Origin of the sequence: Christiangramia sp. OXR-203 (genome assembly GCF_034372165.1) — a bacterium.
Lineage (GTDB): Bacteria > Bacteroidota > Bacteroidia > Flavobacteriales > Flavobacteriaceae > Christiangramia.
The window spans coordinates 701,182-722,455 of the sequence record NZ_CP139698.1 but is presented as its reverse complement, the minus strand read 5'-3'; the positions used below and the strand labels follow the sequence as shown (position 1 = coordinate 722,455).

23 protein-coding genes are annotated in these 21,274 nt (G+C 38.1%); 19 read left to right on the top strand and 4 right to left on the bottom strand.

Going from position 1 to position 21,274, the window contains the following annotated elements:
* Positions 1 to 2: 2 nt before the first annotated feature.
* Entirely contained in the window at positions 3 to 623 is a 621-nt protein-coding gene (locus T8I65_RS03360; protein WP_322302037.1) for a fasciclin domain-containing protein, read from the bottom strand.
* A gap of 166 nt (positions 624 to 789) precedes the next feature.
* Between T8I65_RS03360 and T8I65_RS03355 the strand changes: the two genes are divergently transcribed.
* From T8I65_RS03355 to T8I65_RS03330, 6 genes are all read left to right on the top strand, one after another.
* Positions 790 to 996 carry a membrane or secreted protein gene (locus T8I65_RS03355; RefSeq protein ID WP_141876946.1) on the top strand — a complete coding sequence of 69 codons (207 nt, stop codon included), beginning with the start codon at positions 790 to 792 and terminating at the stop codon, positions 994 to 996.
* A 5-nt stretch (positions 997 to 1,001) separates the two neighbouring features.
* Positions 1,002 to 2,102: a glycosyltransferase gene (locus tag T8I65_RS03350; protein ID WP_322302036.1), complete on the top strand. Its 1,101-nt coding sequence runs from the start codon at positions 1,002 to 1,004 to the stop codon at positions 2,100 to 2,102.
* Entirely contained in the window at positions 2,093 to 2,662 is a 570-nt protein-coding gene (locus T8I65_RS03345; protein ID WP_322302035.1) for a sigma-70 family RNA polymerase sigma factor, read from the top strand. The genes T8I65_RS03350 and T8I65_RS03345 overlap by 10 nt, the downstream gene beginning before the upstream one ends.
* Positions 2,663 to 2,740: 78 nt before the next feature.
* Positions 2,741 to 3,622, top strand: a complete 882-nt coding sequence (gene lipA / locus T8I65_RS03340; RefSeq protein ID WP_322302034.1) for a lipoyl synthase — start codon at positions 2,741 to 2,743, stop codon at positions 3,620 to 3,622.
* Positions 3,623 to 3,631: 9 nt separating this feature from the next.
* On the top strand, positions 3,632 to 4,639 hold the full coding sequence (gene gap / locus T8I65_RS03335) for a type I glyceraldehyde-3-phosphate dehydrogenase (RefSeq protein WP_322302033.1): 1,008 nt from the start codon (positions 3,632 to 3,634) through the stop codon (positions 4,637 to 4,639).
* Positions 4,640 to 4,683: 44 nt separating this feature from the next.
* Complete coding sequence (locus T8I65_RS03330) at positions 4,684 to 6,912, top strand: hybrid sensor histidine kinase/response regulator (RefSeq protein ID WP_322302032.1); 2,229 nt, start codon at positions 4,684 to 4,686, stop codon at positions 6,910 to 6,912.
* A 102-nt stretch (positions 6,913 to 7,014) separates the two neighbouring features.
* Here the strand turns inward: T8I65_RS03330 and lpxK are convergent, their stop codons facing one another.
* A complete protein-coding gene (gene lpxK, locus T8I65_RS03325; protein ID WP_322302031.1) occupies positions 7,015 to 8,019 on the bottom strand; it encodes a tetraacyldisaccharide 4'-kinase in 1,005 nt (334 codons plus the stop codon).
* Positions 8,020 to 8,107: 88 nt separating this feature from the next.
* Here lpxK and T8I65_RS03320 point away from each other — a divergent pair, with 88 nt between their 5' ends.
* From T8I65_RS03320 to msrA, 4 genes are all read left to right on the top strand, one after another.
* Positions 8,108 to 9,202 (top strand): Nif3-like dinuclear metal center hexameric protein, encoded by a 1,095-nt coding sequence (locus T8I65_RS03320; protein ID WP_322302030.1) that lies wholly within the window; start codon positions 8,108 to 8,110, stop codon positions 9,200 to 9,202.
* Position 9,203: 1 nt separating this feature from the next.
* Positions 9,204 to 9,983 carry a zinc ribbon domain-containing protein gene (locus tag T8I65_RS03315; protein ID WP_322302029.1) on the top strand — a complete coding sequence of 260 codons (780 nt, stop codon included), beginning with the start codon at positions 9,204 to 9,206 and terminating at the stop codon, positions 9,981 to 9,983.
* 183 nt (positions 9,984 to 10,166) lie between these two features.
* The gene (locus T8I65_RS03310) at positions 10,167 to 10,754 is read left to right on the top strand and encodes a hypothetical protein (protein WP_322302028.1); all 588 of its coding nucleotides are present in this window, start codon (positions 10,167 to 10,169) and stop codon (positions 10,752 to 10,754) included.
* 1 nt (position 10,755) lies between these two features.
* Positions 10,756 to 11,418 carry a peptide-methionine (S)-S-oxide reductase MsrA gene (gene msrA, locus T8I65_RS03305; protein ID WP_322302027.1) on the top strand — a complete coding sequence of 221 codons (663 nt, stop codon included), beginning with the start codon at positions 10,756 to 10,758 and terminating at the stop codon, positions 11,416 to 11,418.
* A 28-nt stretch (positions 11,419 to 11,446) separates the two neighbouring features.
* Here the strand turns inward: msrA and T8I65_RS03300 are convergent, their stop codons facing one another.
* The gene (locus tag T8I65_RS03300; RefSeq protein ID WP_322302026.1) at positions 11,447 to 12,790 is read right to left on the bottom strand and encodes an NAD(P)/FAD-dependent oxidoreductase; all 1,344 of its coding nucleotides are present in this window, start codon (positions 12,788 to 12,790) and stop codon (positions 11,447 to 11,449) included.
* A gap of 201 nt (positions 12,791 to 12,991) precedes the next feature.
* On the opposite strand from T8I65_RS03300, the gene T8I65_RS03295 reads away from it, so the two are divergent.
* From T8I65_RS03295 to T8I65_RS03255, 9 genes are all read left to right on the top strand, one after another.
* Positions 12,992 to 14,098, top strand: a complete 1,107-nt coding sequence (locus T8I65_RS03295; RefSeq protein WP_416173203.1) for an alkene reductase — start codon at positions 12,992 to 12,994, stop codon at positions 14,096 to 14,098.
* A gap of 87 nt (positions 14,099 to 14,185) precedes the next feature.
* The gene (locus T8I65_RS03290; protein WP_141876933.1) at positions 14,186 to 14,431 is read left to right on the top strand and encodes a hypothetical protein; all 246 of its coding nucleotides are present in this window, start codon (positions 14,186 to 14,188) and stop codon (positions 14,429 to 14,431) included.
* 75 nt (positions 14,432 to 14,506) lie between these two features.
* The gene (locus T8I65_RS03285; protein ID WP_322302024.1) at positions 14,507 to 15,157 is read left to right on the top strand and encodes a flavin reductase family protein; all 651 of its coding nucleotides are present in this window, start codon (positions 14,507 to 14,509) and stop codon (positions 15,155 to 15,157) included.
* Positions 15,147 to 15,290, top strand: coding sequence for a DUF2256 domain-containing protein (locus tag T8I65_RS03280; protein ID WP_322302023.1), 144 nt, complete (start codon positions 15,147 to 15,149; stop codon positions 15,288 to 15,290). Before T8I65_RS03285 ends, T8I65_RS03280 begins: the two co-directional genes overlap by 11 nt.
* Entirely contained in the window at positions 15,290 to 16,570 is a 1,281-nt protein-coding gene (locus tag T8I65_RS03275; RefSeq protein ID WP_322302022.1) for a DASH family cryptochrome, read from the top strand. The genes T8I65_RS03280 and T8I65_RS03275 overlap by 1 nt, the downstream gene beginning before the upstream one ends.
* On the top strand, positions 16,558 to 18,105 hold the full coding sequence (locus T8I65_RS03270) for a cryptochrome/photolyase family protein (RefSeq protein ID WP_322302021.1): 1,548 nt from the start codon (positions 16,558 to 16,560) through the stop codon (positions 18,103 to 18,105). The genes T8I65_RS03275 and T8I65_RS03270 overlap by 13 nt, the downstream gene beginning before the upstream one ends.
* A gap of 133 nt (positions 18,106 to 18,238) precedes the next feature.
* Positions 18,239 to 18,394, top strand: a complete 156-nt coding sequence (locus T8I65_RS03265) for a lmo0937 family membrane protein (protein ID WP_141876928.1) — start codon at positions 18,239 to 18,241, stop codon at positions 18,392 to 18,394.
* Positions 18,395 to 18,457: 63 nt separating this feature from the next.
* Entirely contained in the window at positions 18,458 to 19,216 is a 759-nt protein-coding gene (locus T8I65_RS03260) for an SDR family oxidoreductase (protein ID WP_322302020.1), read from the top strand.
* A gap of 34 nt (positions 19,217 to 19,250) precedes the next feature.
* The gene (locus T8I65_RS03255) at positions 19,251 to 19,922 is read left to right on the top strand and encodes a hypothetical protein (protein WP_322302019.1); all 672 of its coding nucleotides are present in this window, start codon (positions 19,251 to 19,253) and stop codon (positions 19,920 to 19,922) included.
* 43 nt (positions 19,923 to 19,965) lie between these two features.
* Here T8I65_RS03255 and kynU read toward each other — a convergent pair whose 3' ends face one another.
* A complete protein-coding gene (gene kynU / locus T8I65_RS03250) occupies positions 19,966 to 21,252 on the bottom strand; it encodes a kynureninase (RefSeq protein WP_322302018.1) in 1,287 nt (428 codons plus the stop codon).
* Positions 21,253 to 21,274 lie beyond the last annotated feature (22 nt).

Sequence of the window (21,274 nt, the reverse complement as noted above, 5' to 3'; positions counted from 1 at the left end):
AATTATGCTTTCTTCATCACTACTGCATCAATGATGTGTACAACTCCGTTAGAAGCATCAACATCAGCCTGTACTACAGTCGCTTTATTTCCATTCTCATCAGTAAGGATTACATTTTCACCTTCTAAAGATGCTGTAAGCTCTCCTCCACCAACGGTAGAAACTGCATAAGTCCCATCATTATCCTGGATCATTTTTACAAGATCTGCAGCCATAACTTCACCTTCCACTACATGGTATTTTAAGACACCAGCTAGTTTATCTTTATTCTCTTCCATCATTAGGCTTTCTAATGTAGCCTGATCTACTTTAGAGAATGCGGCATTGTTAGGTGCAAATACAGTAAAAGGACCTTCTTCTGTTTTCATCATTTCTGCTAATTCAGCAGCTTGTAGAGCAGATATTAATGTACTTAAAGTATCAGTAGCCATAGCTTTAGCTGCAATGCTGTTGGATTGCATTTCCTGCATTTCTTTTTCAGCTTGCATTTCAGCCTCTCCTTCTTCGGCTTCCATTTGCTCCATTTTCTCTTTTTCTTCCTGCTCTTTTTTGTTACCATCTTCACATGATGTGAAAACGACTGCTGTAAGTGCAAGAGTTGTAAATAACATTTTAAATTTCATATTGTAGTTTTTTTCGTGGTTAACGCTGCAAGATATCTCTGAATTAACTGTTAGCGCTACTTATTCGATTAAAGTTTAGTTAAATAGTGTAAACGATATACTAATGATACGACCAATTTCCAGTTGCCTGATTTTATTATTATTTTTGCAACAGAATTCAAAGTCTATGAAACTATTTATTATCAGTTTAGTCCTGCTCGGTCTCGCGTTTGCAGGAATCGCAATTAAAATCTGGGGTAAGAAAGATGGAAAGTTCGCTGGTACCTGCGCGAGCCAGAATCCATACCTTAACAAATCTGGTGAACCATGTAGTTTTTGTGGAAAGTTACCTGATGAAATGGAAAATTGTTCAGATACCGCCAAGACTACTTAGATTAAATGGAGATAATTTTATTTGGCCTGTTTATACTTACCGGTATAATCAATATCCTCTATAACCTAAGTTTTTTTTCATTTACATCTGCTTCTTCGGAAAAGTCACAAGCTTTAAATCTTCCCGTTTCAGTAATTGTTTGTGCAAAAAACGAAGAAGACAATCTTCAAAACTTTATACCAGGAATTCTTGAGCAGAATTATCCAAATTTTGAACTTATCCTTATTAATGATGCTTCCGCAGACAATACTCTGGACGTTATGGAGCATTTTCAGAATATTGATCCAAGAGTAAAAATTGTGAATGTTCAGAACATTGAAGCATTCTGGGCGAATAAAAAATACGCACTTACTCTAGGTATCAAAAAAGCGTCGAACAAATATTTATTATTTACAGATGCCGATTGCGTTCCTCAATCTAAGGATTGGATAACAGAAATGACAAGCCATTTCACAACCAAGGATATCGTTCTTGGATATGGTGGCTACTTCAAACAAAAGAAATCATTGCTGAATATGTTAATTAGATTCGAAACACTATTAACAGCTATTCAGTATTTCAGTTATGCAAAATTAGGGATACCTTATATGGGCGTGGGACGAAATCTCGCCTATACCTCTGAGAGATTTTACGAATTGAAAGGCTTTGCAAGTCATCTACATATAAAATCTGGCGATGATGATCTATTCGTCAATGAAGCTGCGAATGATGAAAATACCGCCATATGTTTTTCTGAAAATTCAATTACACGGAGTGTTCCCAAAAAAAGTTTTTCAGAATGGACCAGGCAAAAACGCAGACATGTATCTACTGCTAAACAATACCAACAGAAGCATCAGGTTTTGCTTGGCGTATATTACTCGGCAAGATTACTTTTCTGGATACTTTTCATTCTACTTTCAGTCCTTCAAATCTACCCAATTGCTGTTCTATCGATTCTCGTTATAAAGTTGATACTTGACGGAATTATCTATTACAATGCTGCGGAAAAACTAGATGAAAAGGATGTGATCTGGTTCTATCCATTCTTCGATATATTTTTAATATTTTTCCAATTAGCTATATTTAGCTCCAATCTCATTTCAAAACCAGGACAGTGGAAGTAAATCCCAATCAGCTCTCTGAGAAAATTAGTGGAGCCAAGAAAGGAAGTCAGTCGGCATTCAATTACCTGGTAGACAGGTTTTGGGGAGATGTTTATGGTTTTCAGCTTAAAAAGACCCAGAATGAGTATGAAGCTGAAGATATTACAATTCAAACCTTTTCCAAAGCCTTTAATCGTATAGAGACCTTTGATGACAATTATTCCTTTGCTACCTGGCTTATTGCGATCTCCAAGAATATCCATATAGATCAAATAAGGAAGAAAAAAGCTTCCATTAGATCTAAAACTTCCATGCAGGATGAAGACCAGGTCTACCAGATCGCAGATGATACGCCGGGAATTGAGGATAAGCTTATTAAGGAACAAAATCTCGAGCAATTACTCTTTGACATTAAGCAATTGAAACCTCATTACCAGGAAGTCATCAATCTTAGATTCTTTCAGGAGAAATCATATAAAGAAATCGCAGAATTCCTGGACGAACCCATGAATAATATTAAGGTAAAGCTGCTGCGTGCCAAGAAGTTACTCGCCGCTATAATTGAAAGCAGAAATAGCTAAGTAAGGAATGGAATTGGCAGGAGTCTAATTTATGCAGTTCAGCTTATTATTGTATCTTTGAAACAGAGATTTATTGCTATGAATACAGACGTTGCTCCAGTTAAAACCAAAACACAAAGAACTCCAAAACCGAAGTGGTTGCGAGTGAAACTTCCTACCGGTAAGAAATATACCGAGTTGAGAAGCCTGGTTGACAAATACGATCTACACACCATTTGCACTTCTGGTAGTTGCCCGAATATGGGTGAATGCTGGAGTGAAGGGACCGCTACTTTTATGATTCTTGGAAATGTATGTACGAGATCCTGTGGATTTTGCGGTGTGAAAACCGGCCGACCAGAAACTGTAGACTGGGATGAACCTGAAAAGGTTGCCAGATCCATCAAGATCATGGGAATCAAGCATGCGGTAGTTACCAGTGTGGACCGTGATGACCTTAAGGATATGGGTTCAATTATCTGGGCAGAGACTGTCAAAGCGATTCGAAGAATGAATCCTGAAACTACACTGGAAACGTTAATTCCCGATTTTCAGGGAAACGAACGTAATATAGATCGTATCATCGAAGTAAGCCCGGAAGTAGTTTCTCACAACATGGAAACCGTTAAGCGTCTTACCAGAGAAGTGCGTATACAAGCGAAATACGATCGAAGCCTTGCTGTTCTAAAATATCTTAAGGACAATGGAATTCGAAGAACCAAGTCCGGAATCATGCTAGGACTTGGCGAAAAGGAAGAAGAAGTATTCCAGACCCTTAGAGATCTACGCGACGCAGGAGTTGATGTTGTGACTATTGGGCAATATCTTCAACCAAGTAAGAAACACTTACCTGTTAAGCAATTTATCACACCAGATCAATTCAAGCGTTATGAAGAATATGGTCTCGAGCTAGGTTTCAGACATGTTGAAAGTAGTGCCCTGGTAAGATCTTCTTATAAGGCTCAAAAGCACATAAATTAAGAAGTTTACATGGCGAGTCCTGTAAAAATTGCCATTAACGGCTTCGGCCGAATTGGTAGAAACCTTTTCAGACTTTTACTTAGTCATCCCGGGATCGAAGTTGTTGCCATCAATGATATTCATGATGCCGCCAGTCTCGCACATCTACTTAGGTATGATAGTATCCACGGAAGAATATTCAATGATATTTCTGCGGGCGACAATGAGATAATTGTTGACGGTCGCTCTATTCCTTTGCTGAATTTCGAAAAACCCGCAGATATTCCCTGGAATAATTTTGGAGTAGAATTAGTCGTGGAAAGTAGTGGAAAATTCAAAACTTCTGAAGCACTACTACCTCATTTGAAGGATGGTGTAAAAAAGGTGATACTTTCAGTTCCGCCACAGGACGATGATATAAAGATGATCGTACTTGGGGTGAACGAACATATACTTACAGGTGACGAGAAGATCATCTCGAATGCTTCCTGTACGACTAATAATGCAGCTCCTATGCTCAAGGTGATCCATGATCACTTAAAAGTTACTCAGGCTTACATAACAACTGTCCACTCCTATACTTCAGACCAGAGCTTACATGATAAGCCGCACAAGGACCTAAGGAGAAGTCGGGCAGCGGCACAATCTATCATTCCAACTACCACAGGAGCCGCAAAGGCTTTAACAGGAATTTTCCCTGACCTGAGTGAAGTTATTGGTGGATGCGGAATTAGAGTTCCAGTTCCTAACGGATCTCTAACAGACATGACACTTAATGTTGAAAAATCAACGAGCATTGAAGAAGTAAACCGACTTTTCAAAAATGCTGCAGAAAATGAGATGTCCGGAATTTTGGAGTATACAGAAGATCCTATAGTATCTGTAGATATCCTTGACAATAAATACAGCTGTATTTTTGACGCTGGAATGACTTCAGTCATCGATGGCACACTCATCAAATTAATAGGGTGGTATGACAACGAAATAGGCTACTCTAACCGTCTTATCGATTTAATTTCACTTGTTAACGATAAATAGCTATATTTAACAACTTATTAAAGCTGCCAGCTATTTTTCCATAAATGAAAAACTTCAAGCGTTTCATCCTCTTAGTATGTTGCTTCGCCATCTTTGGATTCCAGGAGTCCAAGATAGATGAAGAAAACCCAAAACCGGAACAGATAAAAAAGCTGTTGAATCAAGCCGAGGTTTCTATCAATACCATGAATTTTGATAAAGCCCAGGAACAACTAGATCTTTCTCTAAAATTATCCAAACGTATAGACGCTAAGAGTTACATTGCACTTACCAGCACCATACTTAGTCGTATGTATCATGTAAGACACGAATATGACAAAGGTATTACGCAACTTGACAGGGCCATGTCCATTCAAAGAGAGATCAATGATGATGCAGGCCTTAATTATTCCTATGTGCTGTATTCAAAAATACTTACATCTAAAAGAGAGTTTGACCGTGCCTTAAACTACCTGGAGCTGGCAGAAAAACACTATACCCAGCAAGACAACCGGGAACAATTAGGAATCATTGCGCTGAACAGGGCTGTTATCTACTTTAACGATGAGCAAACCAAACCCAGAGCACTGGCCGAATTGAGAAACGCTGAGATCTACCTTAACGATTCGAACAATCAATACGAAAAGTCCAGATTAAATTACTTCCTCGCCCGTGCATTTTTAAACGACGGAAATTATGAACGTGCAGAGCAGTCAGCTAAAAACTCTCTGGACATCTCCAAAGCAGCTGGTTATACTGGCATGATCATGTACAGCTACAATTTGCTAAGTGAAATTGCTCAGGAAAGAGGGAATTATGCGAGCGCACTCGAATTACTTCAGCAGGGAAATCTAATTAGAGAAACGATTTTTGACGTAAATAAAGAGGCCCTTGCTACTGAAGCTAACGCGAGGCTAGGTAATTCTGCTCTAAAATCTACGGTAGATCAGCTTACGGCACAGCAGGCAGAAAATGAAAGAACTTTAAAAGTTAATAAGCTTACCACCATACTTAGTGTAGCTCTTATTACAATACTATCTCTACTTACCTTAAGCCTATATAAGAACAATAATCTTCGTGCTAGAGCGAACGAGTTGCTTCAGAAGAAAAATTCAGAATTGATCCTGGCTAAGGAAAATGCTGAAAAAGCATCATTAGCAAAAGCACAATTCTTGACCACCATAACCCACGAGTTAAGAACACCATTATATGCGGTGACAGGATTAACCCATTTATTATTAGAAGAAAGCCCTACAGAAAGTCAGAAAGAGCATCTTAATTCATTGAAGTTTTCAGGAGAATATCTGCTTTCCCTGATCAATAACATACTTGACCTCAATAAGCTTGAAGCGAACAAAGTGGAGATCGTTAAGACTAATTTTGATCTAGAAAAGCGTATTTCAGATGTGTTGATCGCGCTGAAGAATTCCGCAGATGACAGGAACACGAAATTACATTTCTCTTATGATAAAGACATTCCGGCTAAACTGATCGGGGATCCTCTTAAAGTCTCTCAAATTCTCATCAATCTTATAGGAAACTCTATTAAGTTTACAGAAGATGGAGATATCTGGATCGCGGTAAATAAAACCCAACAGGATGGGAAATTTGTTTCTCTTCTATTTGAAATAAAAGATAATGGTGAAGGAATTGGTAAAGAGAAACAAAAGGCTATATTCGAAAACTTTACACAAGGTTCTACACAGATCAATAGAAAATTTGGAGGAACGGGACTCGGTTTATCCATTGTCAAAAACCTATTAAGTCTTCTTAATTCTGAAATTGAACTGGAGAGCGATCTTGGGAAAGGGTCCACTTTTACTTTCGAATTGCAATTTGAAGCCGAAACTCTGGAGACTAAACCAGCTCAAGCAGTAGCTCCATCTAAAGATATCGTTCTAACCAACGATATTATGAAGGATAAAAACATCCTTATTGTTGAGGATAATAAGATCAATCAAATGATCACACGCAAGATTCTGGAGAAGAACAAAGTTATCTGTGATGTGGCAGACAATGGTACTATTGCGATCGAGAAGGTTCAGAACAATGATTTTGATCTAATTCTTATGGATATTCATATGCCTGGAATTTCAGGAATAGAAGCTACTATAGAAATTAGAAAATTCAATCCTGATATTCCAATCATTGCGCTAACTGCAGTAACTCTTGACGATAATCTGGACGAATTCTATATGAACGGTTTTAATGATATTATACCCAAACCTTATAAGACCGAAGAGTTCTTCCACAAGATCAATAAGTATCTAGCTGCCAGAGAGACAACAGTTTAAAAGAATGGCACAGCCTTTGTAAAGTATATGCTAGTAGAATTATATTGAAGATAACAAACACATATAATTTGAATTAGCCGATAAAATGAGGTGCTTCGCACCTCATTTTTTTTGTGCGTAACTTAAAATAAGTTCATCAAATCTTTCAGCATCAGAAATTATTCTGGTTTGAATAGGTAGATAGTAAAGCTTGCCGGCAAGTTTAGTATTTTTCAAACGCATATAATCTTTCTCTGTTGTTAGTATCCTTTTGAAAGTGTTTAGCTTTTCAATTTCATCCTTGGAAAAACTATGATGATCTGGAAACTTAAAATGCTTCAGTTCAATATCCATTTCAGCCAGGTATGAAATCATTGGAACGGGATTGGCAATCCCCGTAACAAGCACGAAATCTTTCTGTTCGATATCTTTCAGAAGCATATGCTCTTTCTCTGTGAAGATCATTTCAGAATATATGATACTACTGAAGAAAACAGGACCATTGAAATAAGTTTTGATCTTTGATCGGATCTCATCCTGTTCAGCCTTAACAAGATCCTGCGGACATTTAGTTACCACCACAACATTCGCCCTACGCGCACCGTGCCGTGACTCTCTAAGATTACCTGCCGGGAGTACAAAGTCTTCCGTGAATAGGTCATTGTAAGAAGTAAGTAGAATATAAAATCCCGCCTCAACTTTTCGATGTTGAAAAGCATCATCCAGCAAAATAAGATTGGAACCGGACTTATTTAATCTATTGATACCTTCTACCCTATTTGCATCTACCGCTACCGTGATCTCTGGGAATTTATTCTTAAACTGTAGAGGCTCGTCCCCGCTTTTACTAGCAGCGTCATTGATTTCTACAATCTGGAACCCTGAACTCTCACGTTTATAACCTCTGCTTAAAGTCGCAAGCTTAGCATCCTTCGAAAGCAGATTAATTAAATATTCGATCATGGGAGATTTTCCGGTACCTCCCATATTTAAATTGCCAACCGCGATCACAGGAATATCAAATTTCATGGAATCGAAAATTCCCTGATCATATAATTGATTTCGAACTCCAGTCACAGTTTTATAAACTATGGATAATGGCAAAAGCAATTTTCTGGGATTCGGCATAAACGCTTAATATAATTATCTTTGAGTCTGAAGTCTAAGAAATATGCAAACAATTCATTTTTCAGGCTTCAGGCAAAATTATCAAAATATGCTTATTAAAGAAGTAATTAATATTATAGAAGAATTTGCACCGCTTAATTATGCTGAAGATTTCGACAATGTAGGTTTGCTGGTAGGTAACGCTTCCGAAGAAGTTAAAGGAGCACTTATAACTCTAGACACCCTGGAAACTACCGTAGATGAAGCCATTGCTAAAAACTGCAACCTAATCATAAGTTTTCATCCAATCATATTTTCAGGTTTAAAAAAACTAACCGGTAAAAATTATGTGGAGCGTACCGTTCTTAAAGCAATTAAGAATGATATTGCGATCTATGCGATTCACACTGCTCTAGACAATCAGCACAAGGGTGTCAACGATATGATTGCTGAAAAGCTCGGACTGGTGAACAGGCAAATCCTGATCCCTCGTAGCGATAGCATCAAAAAACTGCAAACCTATGTTCCGGTTTCCGACGCTGCTAAGGTGAGAGAAGCTTTATTCCAGGCGGGTGCAGGTAATATTGGAAATTATGAGAATTGCAGTTTTTATGTTCAGGGCTCCGGAAGCTTCAAAGGAAACGAAGATTCAAATCCCGTAGTTGGTGAAAAAGGTACAATTCATTTTGAAGATGAGATACAAATTGGGATTACCTATAAGAAACATCTCGAATCCGAGATATTGAAAGCTTTGTTTCAAAGTCATCCTTACGAGGAAGTTGCCTATGAGATTCACAGTCTTGAAAACAGGAATCAACAGTTAGGAATGGGCATGATCGGGGAACTCGAAACTCCTGTAGACGGGAAAAGTTTCTTAACTCAAGTTCAGGATACATTTAAAAGCAAAGGAATTCGTCACTCTGAAATACTCGAAGCACCTATTAAAAAAGTTGCTGTCCTGGGAGGTAGCGGAGCCTTTGCCATTGAGAATGCCAAAAGCGCTGGTGCAGATATATTTATCACGGCAGATCTAAAATATCACGATTACTACAAAGCCGAGCAAAAGCTGGTCGTCGCAGATATCGGACACTATGAAAGTGAACAGTTTACAAAAAATTTACTATATTCTTTTCTTAGCAAAAAAATTAGTAGTTTTGCACTTATTTTAGCAGATACAAATACCAATCCAATACATTACTTATAATATGGCGAAAAAAAACGATGTTACTGTAGAAGAGAAGTTAAGATCACTGTACGATCTTCAATTGGTGGATTCACGAATTGATGAGATTAGAAATGTACGTGGAGAACTTCCTCTTGAAGTTGAAGATCTTGAAGATGAAGTAGCAGGTTTGAACAGACGCCTGGAAAAACTGGATGCGGATATCGAAGTGATTGATAATGATATCAAGAACAAGAAGAACCAGATAGAGGAGTCTAAGACGACGATCAAAAAATATTCTGAGCAACAAAAGAATGTTCGAAATAACCGTGAATTCAATGCTTTAAGTAAAGAAGTTGAATTCCAGGAACTTGAAATAGAGCTTTCAGAAAAGCATATTAATGAGTACAAGGTGAAGATCGAGCAGAAAAAAGAAGTTATTGCTCAAACAAAAGAGAAACTAGCTGAAAGAGAAGCTCACCTTAAGCATAAGAAGAGCGAACTTGACGAAATTTTGAAGGAAACTGAGAAAGAAGAGCAAGCACTTATAGACAAATCTAAGGAATACGAAAAGAACATTGAAGACAGGCTTGTTACTGCTTACAAAAGAATTCGTACAAATGTAAAGAATGGCTTAGCAGTAGTTCCTGTAGAAAGAGGAGCATCTGGAGGATCTTTCTTCACTATTCCACCACAGGTGATCATGGAAATTGCTGGTCGTAAAAAGATCATCACAGATGAGCACAGTGGTAGAATTCTGGTAGATGAAGAACTAGCTAAAGAAGAGCAGGAAAAAATGGAGTCTATGTTCAAGAAGTTCTAATACTTCTTAAGCAACACTTTAAACTGCCTGGAGAATAACAGTAAGATCTTAGGATCTGAAGCAAAAGTTTTTCAGGCAGTTTTTTTATGCCTAAATTTTAAGCCATTCTCCTATTTACACCAGCTCCTGGATTAACATTCATTTTACAATTTTCATTGAATTATAGTCTAACTTTAACCCGTTATGAAACTACTCACTGCATTTAAAACCTGTACCATCTGTCTTACTATGCTGACTATTACAGGTTGTAAGGATTCTACCAATTCTGAAAACGAGAATAAGGCAGAAGACACCATTACTACTCATAAAAATGGTTTTAAGGATTTGAACGAACAAAGTTCAGATCAAGCTGAAGAAGCTAGTATCATGGACACTACGTCTACAGCAAAGGAAAAGAACACAGACTACTCTGGAACTTATACCAACCTCGCGTTTGCGGAAGAAAGCAACTGCGAATGCTATTGCCTGGAAATCGAAGCTGGAAAAAGTTCAGAAATTTGCCTGAAGCCCGGAGAATTATATATGGAAGCCGACTTTAGAAAAGTAGGTAACGATATTCATGTTTTCTACAAGGGAGCTTCAGTTAAAAGCAAACAGAATGATATTCCATGGAATGATCTGGATACTAGCACAGCGGTTGCAACATTTAGCAAAGTAAGTGCAAACCAATACAAACTTGACTGGAAGGGTTTTCAAATCGACGGTAAGACTGCCGTAGACTATGCTTTGTTAGGCAAGAAAACTCTTGAAGGAACTTATAAACTTAAATAACATGAAGCTATTATTTATTAATTTCGTAAGCCTCGTACTTCTGGCTTGTGGAAATCAAAACACACAGCAAACTGTGACTAAACCTGAAATTGCAAATGCTACTCCGGTAGAAGTTGAGATGCAGGACGGGATGAAAAAGGCTTATTTCGCCAGCGGTTGTTTCTGGTGTGTTGAAGCTATTTATGAAAGTATTGAAGGAGTGGATGAAGTGATAAGTGGTTACTCGGGCGGACATACCAAGAATCCCACCTATGAAGAAAGCAATACTGGTAGAACAGGTCATGCAGAAGCAGTAGAAGTGATTTATGATCCTGAAGTTGTAGATTTCAGAACCTTGGTTCAGGTGTTCTTTGGCTCTCAAAACCCAACGCAGGTGAATGGGCAGGGACCAGATAATGGATCACAATACCGTTCGATCATATTCTTTCAAACAGAAGAACAAAAAAATATTATAAATGAAGTAAAGACTGAAGTTGCAAAAAATTATCAGAAACCACTAGCTGCAGAAATCCTCCCTTTTCAAAAATTCTGGGTAGCGGAAGATTACCATCAAAATTACGAGAAAAACAATCCTCAGAATCCATACATTCAAAATGTATCGATTCCAAGACTGAATCGATTTAAGGAGAAGTTCCCGAACATTCTTAAGGAGGATGCACATTAAAAAAAAGCTGCCAGATGGCAGCTTTTTTTTATTTGTTAAGTAAATCTTTGATCTTGAGTTCGACCTCTTCAGAATCCCAGGTTTCTTCAATTCCAGGAATCTTCATGACCTCATCCATGATTCCTCTCTGGTAATCTCCGATATCCAACGCATCTGAATAAGCTTTGTCTGAAAATGTTACCCGTGAGTACAAAGGCACCCATAATTCAGGATATTTCTGAGCGAACTTCTTTTCTATTTTCTTCCGCAGTAAAAATGATGGATCTGCCGTCTTACTACTCATTTCGACAAAATTACGGTAACTCAATTCTGCGATCGCATCTGTATTAGGTTTTCGCTCTCTTTGATATTCTTCGAAGATAATTTCCCAGTTATCACCATGCTGATTCATCTTTTGATTTAGAACTGAAATATCTTCAAATCCCGCATTCATTCCCTGCCCGTAAAATGGAACGATTGCATGAGCCGAATCTCCCACTAGAGTGATCTTATCAAAATAAGACCATGGATAACATTTGATAGTAACCATTGCACTGGTAGGATTTTTGAAAAAATCCCGCTTTAAATTCGATATTTCGTCCTTTATATCTGGAAAATACTGTTCGAAGAACTGATCTGCCTGTTGTTCTGTCTGTATACTTTCAAAAGAAATATCTCCTTCAAAAGGCATGAAAAGCGTACAGGTAAAACTTCCATCCAGATTAGGCATTGCGATCAACATAAAATTACCTCGAGGCCAGATATGGAAAGAAGCATTATCTAGTTTATGGGAACCATCGGGATTAGCCGGAATAGTTAGTTCTTTATATCCTACATCAATAAAATGTTGGGAATAATTGAACCTGCTCTGTCTCTGCATCTTGTGACGAGTTCTTGAAAACGCGCCATCTGCTCCAAAAATAAGATCGAACTGATATTCTTTCCAGACGCTTTTTTCAGATTCACCTGTATACAACTTTGCATTAGGCAAATCCACATCCCAGATCTTCTCTTCAAACCTGAATTCTGCCCCAGCTTCTTCAGCAAGATCTATCATTTTACGATTAAGAATTCCTCTGGAAATCGAATAAATCGCTTCCCCATCTTCTCCGTACTTCTGGAAGTAAACTGGTTTGTCATCTACATGCATTGCCCGTTTATCCAGCGGTAATGCCAGCTTCCTGATCTCATCTTCTATTCCAGCTTCTCTTAAAGCTTTCCAGCCGCGATTGGACATAGCCAGGTTTATAGATCTTCCAGAAAATTCTACCAGACGAACATCGGGACGTCTATCGAAAATAGTTACTTTGTGACCTTGTTTTCTAAGAAAAATGGCTAATAAAGATCCCACGAGTCCGGATCCTACAATAGCTACTTCTTTTTGATTTTGCATGAAGTATAAACTAATTCCTGGCAAGCAAAATACTCTCCAGTAATATATTAATTAGATTCACGAAATTACTTAATAATATTCAATTCACTGGCAGTCACAACGACTTAGAGCCGCTTTTGACCATCTAATTTTGATTTACCAGTTCATTAACACCCCAAAAACCTTGAAACTGGTAATTTTAGTAAAAATTGAATTATGACTATGGAAAAACAAGCTTTACTACAATCCTACCAAATGGGAGACCTGAATTTAAAGAATCGTGTAATCATGGCGCCAATGACCAGAAGCCGTGCCGAGAATGATGCAAATGCTCCTACAGATATGCATGTGACTTATTACACACAGCGTGCAGGTGCCGGTTTAATTATTTCTGAAGGTTCTCAGGTATCATCCCGGGCTGTTGGGTATATAAATACTGCTGGAATTCATTCTCCGGAACAGGTGGAAGGATGGAAGAAGGTTACTGAAGCAGTTCATAAGGAAGGTGGAAAAATCTTTATTCAGCTATGGCATGTTGGTAGAATTTCACATCCTAAATTTCATAACGGAGACAAGCCACTTGCTCCCAGTGCTGTAAATCCGAATGCAGATGTATACACACCAGATGGCCAGGAAAAAACCGTTGACCCAAAAGCAATGAGTCTACAGGAGATTCAGGAAACTGTGCAGGAGTTTAAATCTGCAGCTCAGAATGCCAAAGATGCTGGCTTTGACGGAGTTGAAATTCACTCTTCCAATGGTTACCTTATACACCAGTTCTTCAATAAAAATGCTAACCAACGTACCGATGAATATGGAGGAAGCATTCCAAACAGAGCAAGATTCTTTTTTGAAGTTCTGGATGCTATCAATGAAGTATGGCCTGAAAACAGAATTGGTTGCAGATTCAATCCTTCTCTTCATAAAATCTTCGGAATTGTAGCTTCAGAAGAAAGCATTGAAACCTTTGATTACATCATGGAGAAACTTAATGCTTATGACCTGGCTTATGTTCACCTTTCAGAACCATTCTCAGATGTTAGCGACGTGCCTTATCTTATAACTGATATTGCGAAACACTATCGAAAGATCTACAAAGGAACTTTGATGATCAATGCTGGTTTCGACCGAGAATCTGGAAACAAAGTTATCGAAGAAGGGAATGCAGACCTTGTGAGTTATGCAAAATGGTACATTTCCAATCCAGATCTTGTAAAAAGATTTGAAAATAAATGGCCTCTGGCCGAATATAACGAGGATACTTTTTATACGCCTGGGAAGGAAGGATACATTGATTACCCTGCTTACGAAGAGCAACAGGAATCCTAATTTTTTGATAAAGCTGTTCTAAAAGCTGTTAACTGGCAAGGCTTCATTAAGGCGAGGTAGTATATTAGATAAACTAAATTTAATATTATGGATCAGGAGAAACTAGACCACATGAGGTCTACATTGAACAAACTGGAGGATATCAAGAATACTCAAAGTAGTATTATCGATAAAATTAACCATGTGATCACAGATTTGTTCCAGCATCCAGACAAAAACCTGGAGAAGGTTATGGAAGATGCTCACCAAAAGGCGTCAGACAATATAGATGCGGTAAGAGAGGCAATGGAAGAATATGAGATGGCCATCAATAAGATGGAAAATCAGAGTTAATTTAAAAATCCATTAACAGCTTTATAGTAAAGCAATCAATAACTTGAGGTCAGTCTAAAAAACTGACCTTTTTTTATGAAACATATCAAAGCCTCAGACATTGAGGAAATGGAAAAAATCTATCGCCTTAACCTTGTAAACAGTTGTACAGGATATAAATCTGCGAATCTTATAGCTACCAGATCTAAATCTGGGAATCCCAATGTAGCCGTATTTAGCTCGGTAACTCATATTGGCAGCAATCCCGCAATGCTTGGGTTCGTGACCAGGCCACTGAGTGTTGCGCGAAATACTTATAATAACATTCGGGATACTGAGTACTTCACCGTAAATCATATCAAGGATAAAATGATCGAGCAGGCTCATCAAACTGCTGCAAAGTATGAGGAGGAAATTTCAGAATTCAATAAAACAGGTCTGGATGAGGAATATCTCGATGGGTTCAACGCTCCATATGTCAAGCAATCTGAAGTAAAGCTAGGATGTAAATATATCAATGAATATCATATCAAGGAAAATGACACTGTACTTATGGTTGCATCCATTGAACATATTTATTATGATGAGGGTATTCAAATGCCAGATGGATGGTTAAGATTGGACGACGCTGGTACAGTAGCAGTAAATGGTCTGGATGGCTATTCCCTGCCAAGCCTGCTTGACAGATTTCATTATGCCCGCCCGGGCCAGGAGGTTAAATCTTTCTTTAGTAAGGATGGCGAATAAAACGGTTAAGAAATCTGATTTACCTCAAAAGATCTGCCCGGTTTGCGAACGTCCTTTCTCGTGGCGTAAGAAGTGGGAGAAAGATTGGGAACAGGTACGTTATTGCAGTGATAAATGCAGAAAAAACAAATAATGAGTACAGGGTTAATTTGGTTTAGAAATGATCTTAGAACGCAGGATCATGAGGGATTATCAAAAGCAACAGACAATCACGATAGAGTAATCGCTGTGTACTTTTTCGATCCCATGCATTATAAAGAACTGGACATAGGCTTTCGAAAAACAGGAAAATTCAGAGCAAAATTTCTGATAGAAACTATTCATCAACTGCGGAATAATATTCAGAAGATGCATATTCCACTTTTTGTTTTTCAGAATAAACCGGAAGTTAAAATCGCGGAACTCGTAAAAAAGCATCAGATAGATACCATTTACTTTCAGAAAGAGTGGACAGATGAAGAGAAGGAAGTTGAAAGAAATCTGAAGGAATCTATCCCGGATATTGAATTTAAAGATCATTATCAGCAATTTTTATTTCATCCTGATGATATCCCTTATGATTCCTTAAATGATATTCCAAAGGTCTTTACTGAATTCAGAAAAAAGTGTGAGAAGAAAACAGAAGTCAGAGAATTACTTACCAATTCGAAACTTGAAGCATTTGAGTTTGAAAATGACACTAAAATACCGAGTTTAAAGGACCTCGATTTTACCGAATTTGAAACCGACGAGCGATCTGCCTTCCCATTTCGCGGTGGAGAAGATGAAGCTTTAAAAAGAGTTGAACAGTACTTTTTTGAACAAAGGAACCTTGAAACGTACAAAGAAACCAGGAATGGTTTGACTGGCACAGATTACAGCTCTAAACTCTCAGCATGGCTGGCCAATGGAAGCATTTCACCCAGACAGATCTATTTCAAGGTCAAGCAATATGAAAAAGAAGTTAAAAGTAATCAGAGTACATACTGGCTTGTTTTTGAACTCATATGGCGCGACTTCTTTAAGTATATTTCCCTTAAGCATGATAACAAGATCTTTCAGCTAGAAGGAATTCGAGGAAAATCTCATGAATGGAATGATGATACTGAAACTTTCAGAAACTGGATCGATGGAAATACTAAAGAAAATTTTGTCAATGCCAATATGCGGGAAATCGCCCATACCGGTTTTATGAGCAATCGCGGAAGACAGAATGTGAATAGTTATCTCGCGAAGGAACTTAAACACGACTGGCGAAAAGGCGCTGCATATTTTGAGAGTTTGCTCATAGATTATGATGTACATAGCAACTGGGGAAACTGGATGTATAATAGCGGAGTTGGAAATGATCCTCGCGATAGAAAATTTAATATTAAAAGTCAGGCAGAACGCTACGATCCCGACAATGACTATCAAAATTTATGGCTGAAGTAAAAAAAACGCTGAGACTTATTTTAGGTGATCAACTAAATCATCAACATAGCTGGTTCAAGGACGACCTTGAAGACGTGACATATCTTTTTATGGAAATGCGACAGGAAACCGATTATGTGAAACATCATATACAGAAGGTCGTAGGTTTTTTTAGTAGCATGCGAAATTTTGCCAGCTATCTGGAAGAGAGAGATCACCGCGTCATCTATTATGAGATCGATCATGAGGATAATACTCAGAATCTTGAAAAGAACATAAAAGACCTGATCGATAAACATGATTTTGAAAGTTTTCAGTATCAATTACCAGATGAGTATCGTCTTGATGAGCAACTGAGAAATTTGTGTGAAGATCTTGAGATCGAAACTAGCAATTTTGATACTGAACATTTTTTCACAACCCGTACTGACCTGGAAAAGTTTTATAAAGGCAAGAAGCAAATGACCATGGAATATTTCTACCGCGATATGCGGAAGAAAAACGATATTTTAATGATCAATGCTAAAGATCCTGAAGGAGGGAAATGGAATTTTGATAAGAGTAACCGGCAGAAATGGAAAGGCAAGCCTGAAATTCCCCACGAAAGAGGTTTCCGTAAAGATGTATCTGATCTAGTTGAAGAAATTAAAAATGCCGGTGTAGAAACTTTTGGATCTATTGAATCGAAAAACTATAACTGGCCAACCACTCGCGAAGACTCACTGTCAGTACTAAATTATTTCTGTAAAAACCTTCTTGTGCATTTTGGCGATTACCAAGATGCTTTGCATACCGATGAAGCTTACCTTTTCCATTCGCGATTATCCTTCAGCATGAATACAAAAATGCTGAGTCCAAAAGAAGTCATAAACTCTGTTCTGGATTACTATTACGACCACAAAGACGAGATCGATATTTCTCAAGTAGAAGGATTTATACGGCAGATCCTGGGATGGAGAGAATATATGAGAGGTATTTACTGGAAAGAAATGCCGGGATATCGCCGTACTAATAAACTTCGAAATCAAAATAAACTTGCTGAATTTTACTGGGATGCAAAGACCAAAATGAATTGCCTGCATCATGCGATCAAAAATAGTCTGGAAAACGCATATGCACATCACATCCAGCGACTTATGATCACTGGTAATTATGCTTTGTTAACTGAAACTCACCCAGACGAAGTCGACCAGTGGTATCTGGGAATTTATATCGATGCCATTGAATGGGTAGAGATCACTAATACTCGTGGAATGAGCCAGTTTGCAGATGGTGGAATTGTAGCAACGAAACCATACGTTTCCAGCGGTAGTTACATTAATAAAATGAGCAACTATTGTACGGATTGCCACTATAAAGTAAGCAAAAAGACCGAAGATGAGGCCTGTCCATTTAACAGTCTTTATTGGAATTTTCTGGATTCCAACCGGGAACATTTTGCTGGAAACCAGAGAATGAATATGATGATGAGCCTACTGGAAAAGAAGCTTCCGGAAGAAATGCAAAAAATAAGGAAGCGCGCGGCAGAGATCATTTCAAATCCCGAACGCTTTTAGTACTTATAGTTAAATCAAGGTTAAATGAAAACGAGTGGATCAAGGCTTTGTCTAATTTAGTTCTGGAATTATTAAACCACCTAAAGAATCATTAACCAAAGGCAGGATAAAACCAGTCTAAAACCAGAACATTATGAGAGATTTAATTTGGCTTATTATCGTATTACTAGTAATTGGTTGGCTAATTGGATATTTTGCATTCCCAGACCTAGGAAGCATTATACATATCCTTATTGTTGTAGCTGTAATATTAATCCTGTACAAGTTACTTACAGGACGTAAACTATAATAATTAATATAATTGATACTAACCCTTTGAGCGATCAAAGGGTTTTTTGTTTAAAATCGAAATATGTGGAGATTAGAATCAAAAAAGGTATTGGTAACCGGTGGAACGAAAGGAATTGGAAAAGCGTGTGTCGAACAGTTTCTGGAGTTGGGTGCAGAGGTACTATTCACTGCAAGAACATCGAGTGAAGTGGATGATCTGGAATATGAACTGAAAGATCAGGGCTATCAAGTGAAAGGCCTGGTCGCTGATGCTTCAAAATTATCTGATTCTCAAAGTGTTCTAAAATGGATTTCTGAAAACTGGCGCAGATTGGATGTACTTGTAAATAATGCCGGTATCAATATCCGAAAAAAGGCTCATGAATATTCTGAAGACGAGTACAAAAGAGTTCTGGACATCAATCTGGTGGCTCCTTTTACGCTCAGCCGACTCCTATTTCCTCTTCTGAAAATTTCAGATGGATCAACGATCATCAATGTAGCATCTTCCGCAGCACTTCAGGATGTAGGCACAGGAACTCCTTATGCGATGTCCAAGGCAGGTTTGTTACAGCAAACCAGAAGTCTTGCTGTAGAATGGGCTTCAGAAGGGATAAGAGTAAACGCAGTTTCACCGTGGTTTACGAAAACACCACTAACTGAAGGCTACCTGCATAACGACGAAAAGATGAAATCTATTATTTCCAGAACTCCGCTTAAGCGCGTTGCCGAAGCAAAAGAGATAGCCAGTATCGTTGCATTTTTAGCGATGCCAGCTTCTTCATTTGTAACCGGACAAAACATTGTTGCTGATGGTGGAATGAGCATAAACGCACTATAAACAAAAGAATAACTATATTTAAAAAACTAAAACTATGAAAAAACTACTGCTTACATTTCTTGCCGGAATTACCCTTATCTCCTGCAATGAAGACAAAAAGAAAGAGGTAACTCCTGAAGACAATCCAAACCTGGAAGTTCACGAAAAGATCGCGATGGTCAATGGCTTTGAAGAATTTGATAGTATTAAAAAGATCAAATTTACCTTCAATGTAAAAGCGGACGATTCTATAAGATCTGAAAGACGATGGAACTGGAATGTTGATACAGACAGGATTAGTCTAACCGAAAATGACTCAGTGATGAGTTATACCAGAAAAGACAGCCTGGCTGATGATAAAAAATATATAGATCAGCGTTTTGTAAATGATTCCTACTGGTTATTGTTTCCTTTTCAATTAAAGTGGTCACTGGCAGATCTTAGTGAACCAAAGAAAGCAACAGCACCAATTAGTGGAGACGAAATGCAGATGCTTACAGTAAGTTACCCAGAAGATGGTGGTTACACTCCAGGTGATAGCTACGACATCTATTTCGATGATGAATTCATGATTCGCGAGTGGGTTTACAAATCTTCAAATGGAGGTCGTGAAATGGCTACAACCTGGGAAGACTATAAAGATTTTAAAGGAATCAAGATTGCTACTATGCATAAATCCAAGGATGATAGTTTTGAATTATTCTTTGATGACATTTCCGTAGAATAGAAAAAAATAAGTCATAAAAAAAGGAGGCAAATGCCTCCTTTTTTTATGACTTATTTTTTGAGAGTATTCCCTCTTTTAAGATCTGACCAAATCTATAAATATCTTCATAAGAACAATAAAATGGTGCCGGTGCCAGCCTGATCACGTTCGGCTCCCGCCAATCCAGCATCACTCCATTCTCCATTAGATAATTAAAGATCTCTTTCCCTTCACCGTGCAGAAAAACTGAAAGTTGGGTTCCTCTTTCCTTCTGTGCTGAAGGAGTAATAATTTCAAAAGTACTGTCTACATCCTTGTCTATTTCGTGCAATACGAACTCAAGATATGCAACAATTTTGTCTCTTTTCTTTAGCAAGCTATTCATTCCAACCTCCGCGAACATTTCCAGAGACGCTAGATAAGGCGCAAGCGCAAGAACCGGTGCATTGCTAATTTGCCAGGCATCTGCATTGGATTCCGGTTGAAATTCTGGCTCCATTAAGAATCGGCGTTCCTTATTATGTCCCCACCAACCTTCAAATCTGGGAATATCTTTTTTGTTATGATACTTCTTGTTTATAAAACATCCTGAAGCATTTCCAGGGCCTGAATTCATATATTTATAACTACACCAGGCAGCAAAGTCTACATTCCATTCGCTGAGTTTTAGTTCTATATTTCCGGCTGCATGAGCTAGATCCCAACCAACGAAGGCTCCAACTCTGTGACCTGCTTTAGTGATAGTATCCATGTCCATGACCTGACCAGTGTAGTAATTCACTCCACCAATAAGCACAAGAGCACACTCCTCTCCTACTTCATTAATTTTACTAAGAATATCTTCTGTTCTAAAATTATGCTCTCCATCGCGCTTTTTGATCTCTACGATGGCATCTTCAGGATCAAATCCATGAAAACGAACCTGGCTGGAGATCATATATTGATCGCTGGGAAATGCTTTTTCTTCACAAATGATCTTATAACGTTTTCCTTCAGGTCTGTAAAAACTTACCATCAAAAGGTGAAGATTTACCGTAAGCGTATTCATGACGGTCACTTCGGAAGGATTTGCACCTACTACTTTAGCTAGTTTTTCGGCAAATTTTTCGTGGTAATCCCACCAGGGCTTTTCGGCTTTAAAATGACCCTCAACTCCCAGTTCTGCCCAATCCTGCATGATATCATCTACATACTTTTTGGCAGATCTTGGTTGCAGACCCAATGAATTTCCGACGAAATATATAGCGTCCTTACCTTTGATTTTCGGGAAGATAAATTCATTCCGGTAATTTGCCAGTTCATCTTCCTTATCCAGGCGCTGAGCAAATTCCAGTGAATTTTCAAATTTCATAACTTGTGTTTTTTGTAAAAAT

Coding starts and splice junctions, on each gene's coding strand:
- T8I65_RS03360 (WP_322302037.1), bottom strand. CDS start 623: ATGAAATTTAAAATGTTATTTACAACTCTTGCACTTACAGCAGTCGTT.
- T8I65_RS03355 (WP_141876946.1), top strand. CDS start 790: ATGAAACTATTTATTATCAGTTTAGTCCTGCTCGGTCTCGCGTTTGCA.
- T8I65_RS03350 (WP_322302036.1), top strand. CDS start 1,002: ATGGAGATAATTTTATTTGGCCTGTTTATACTTACCGGTATAATCAAT.
- lipA (WP_322302034.1), top strand. CDS start 2,741: ATGAATACAGACGTTGCTCCAGTTAAAACCAAAACACAAAGAACTCCA.
- gap (WP_322302033.1), top strand. CDS start 3,632: ATGGCGAGTCCTGTAAAAATTGCCATTAACGGCTTCGGCCGAATTGGT.
- T8I65_RS03330 (WP_322302032.1), top strand. CDS start 4,684: ATGAAAAACTTCAAGCGTTTCATCCTCTTAGTATGTTGCTTCGCCATC.
- lpxK (WP_322302031.1), bottom strand. CDS start 8,019: ATGCCGAATCCCAGAAAATTGCTTTTGCCATTATCCATAGTTTATAAA.
- T8I65_RS03320 (WP_322302030.1), top strand. CDS start 8,108: ATGCTTATTAAAGAAGTAATTAATATTATAGAAGAATTTGCACCGCTT.
- T8I65_RS03315 (WP_322302029.1), top strand. CDS start 9,204: ATGGCGAAAAAAAACGATGTTACTGTAGAAGAGAAGTTAAGATCACTG.
- T8I65_RS03310 (WP_322302028.1), top strand. CDS start 10,167: ATGAAACTACTCACTGCATTTAAAACCTGTACCATCTGTCTTACTATG.
- msrA (WP_322302027.1), top strand. CDS start 10,756: ATGAAGCTATTATTTATTAATTTCGTAAGCCTCGTACTTCTGGCTTGT.
- T8I65_RS03300 (WP_322302026.1), bottom strand. CDS start 12,790: ATGCAAAATCAAAAAGAAGTAGCTATTGTAGGATCCGGACTCGTGGGA.
- T8I65_RS03295 (WP_416173203.1), top strand. CDS start 12,992: ATGGAAAAACAAGCTTTACTACAATCCTACCAAATGGGAGACCTGAAT.
- T8I65_RS03290 (WP_141876933.1), top strand. CDS start 14,186: ATGGATCAGGAGAAACTAGACCACATGAGGTCTACATTGAACAAACTG.
- T8I65_RS03285 (WP_322302024.1), top strand. CDS start 14,507: ATGAAACATATCAAAGCCTCAGACATTGAGGAAATGGAAAAAATCTAT.
- T8I65_RS03280 (WP_322302023.1), top strand. CDS start 15,147: ATGGCGAATAAAACGGTTAAGAAATCTGATTTACCTCAAAAGATCTGC.
- T8I65_RS03275 (WP_322302022.1), top strand. CDS start 15,290: ATGAGTACAGGGTTAATTTGGTTTAGAAATGATCTTAGAACGCAGGAT.
- T8I65_RS03270 (WP_322302021.1), top strand. CDS start 16,558: ATGGCTGAAGTAAAAAAAACGCTGAGACTTATTTTAGGTGATCAACTA.
- T8I65_RS03265 (WP_141876928.1), top strand. CDS start 18,239: ATGAGAGATTTAATTTGGCTTATTATCGTATTACTAGTAATTGGTTGG.
- T8I65_RS03260 (WP_322302020.1), top strand. CDS start 18,458: ATGTGGAGATTAGAATCAAAAAAGGTATTGGTAACCGGTGGAACGAAA.
- T8I65_RS03255 (WP_322302019.1), top strand. CDS start 19,251: ATGAAAAAACTACTGCTTACATTTCTTGCCGGAATTACCCTTATCTCC.
- kynU (WP_322302018.1), bottom strand. CDS start 21,252: ATGAAATTTGAAAATTCACTGGAATTTGCTCAGCGCCTGGATAAGGAA.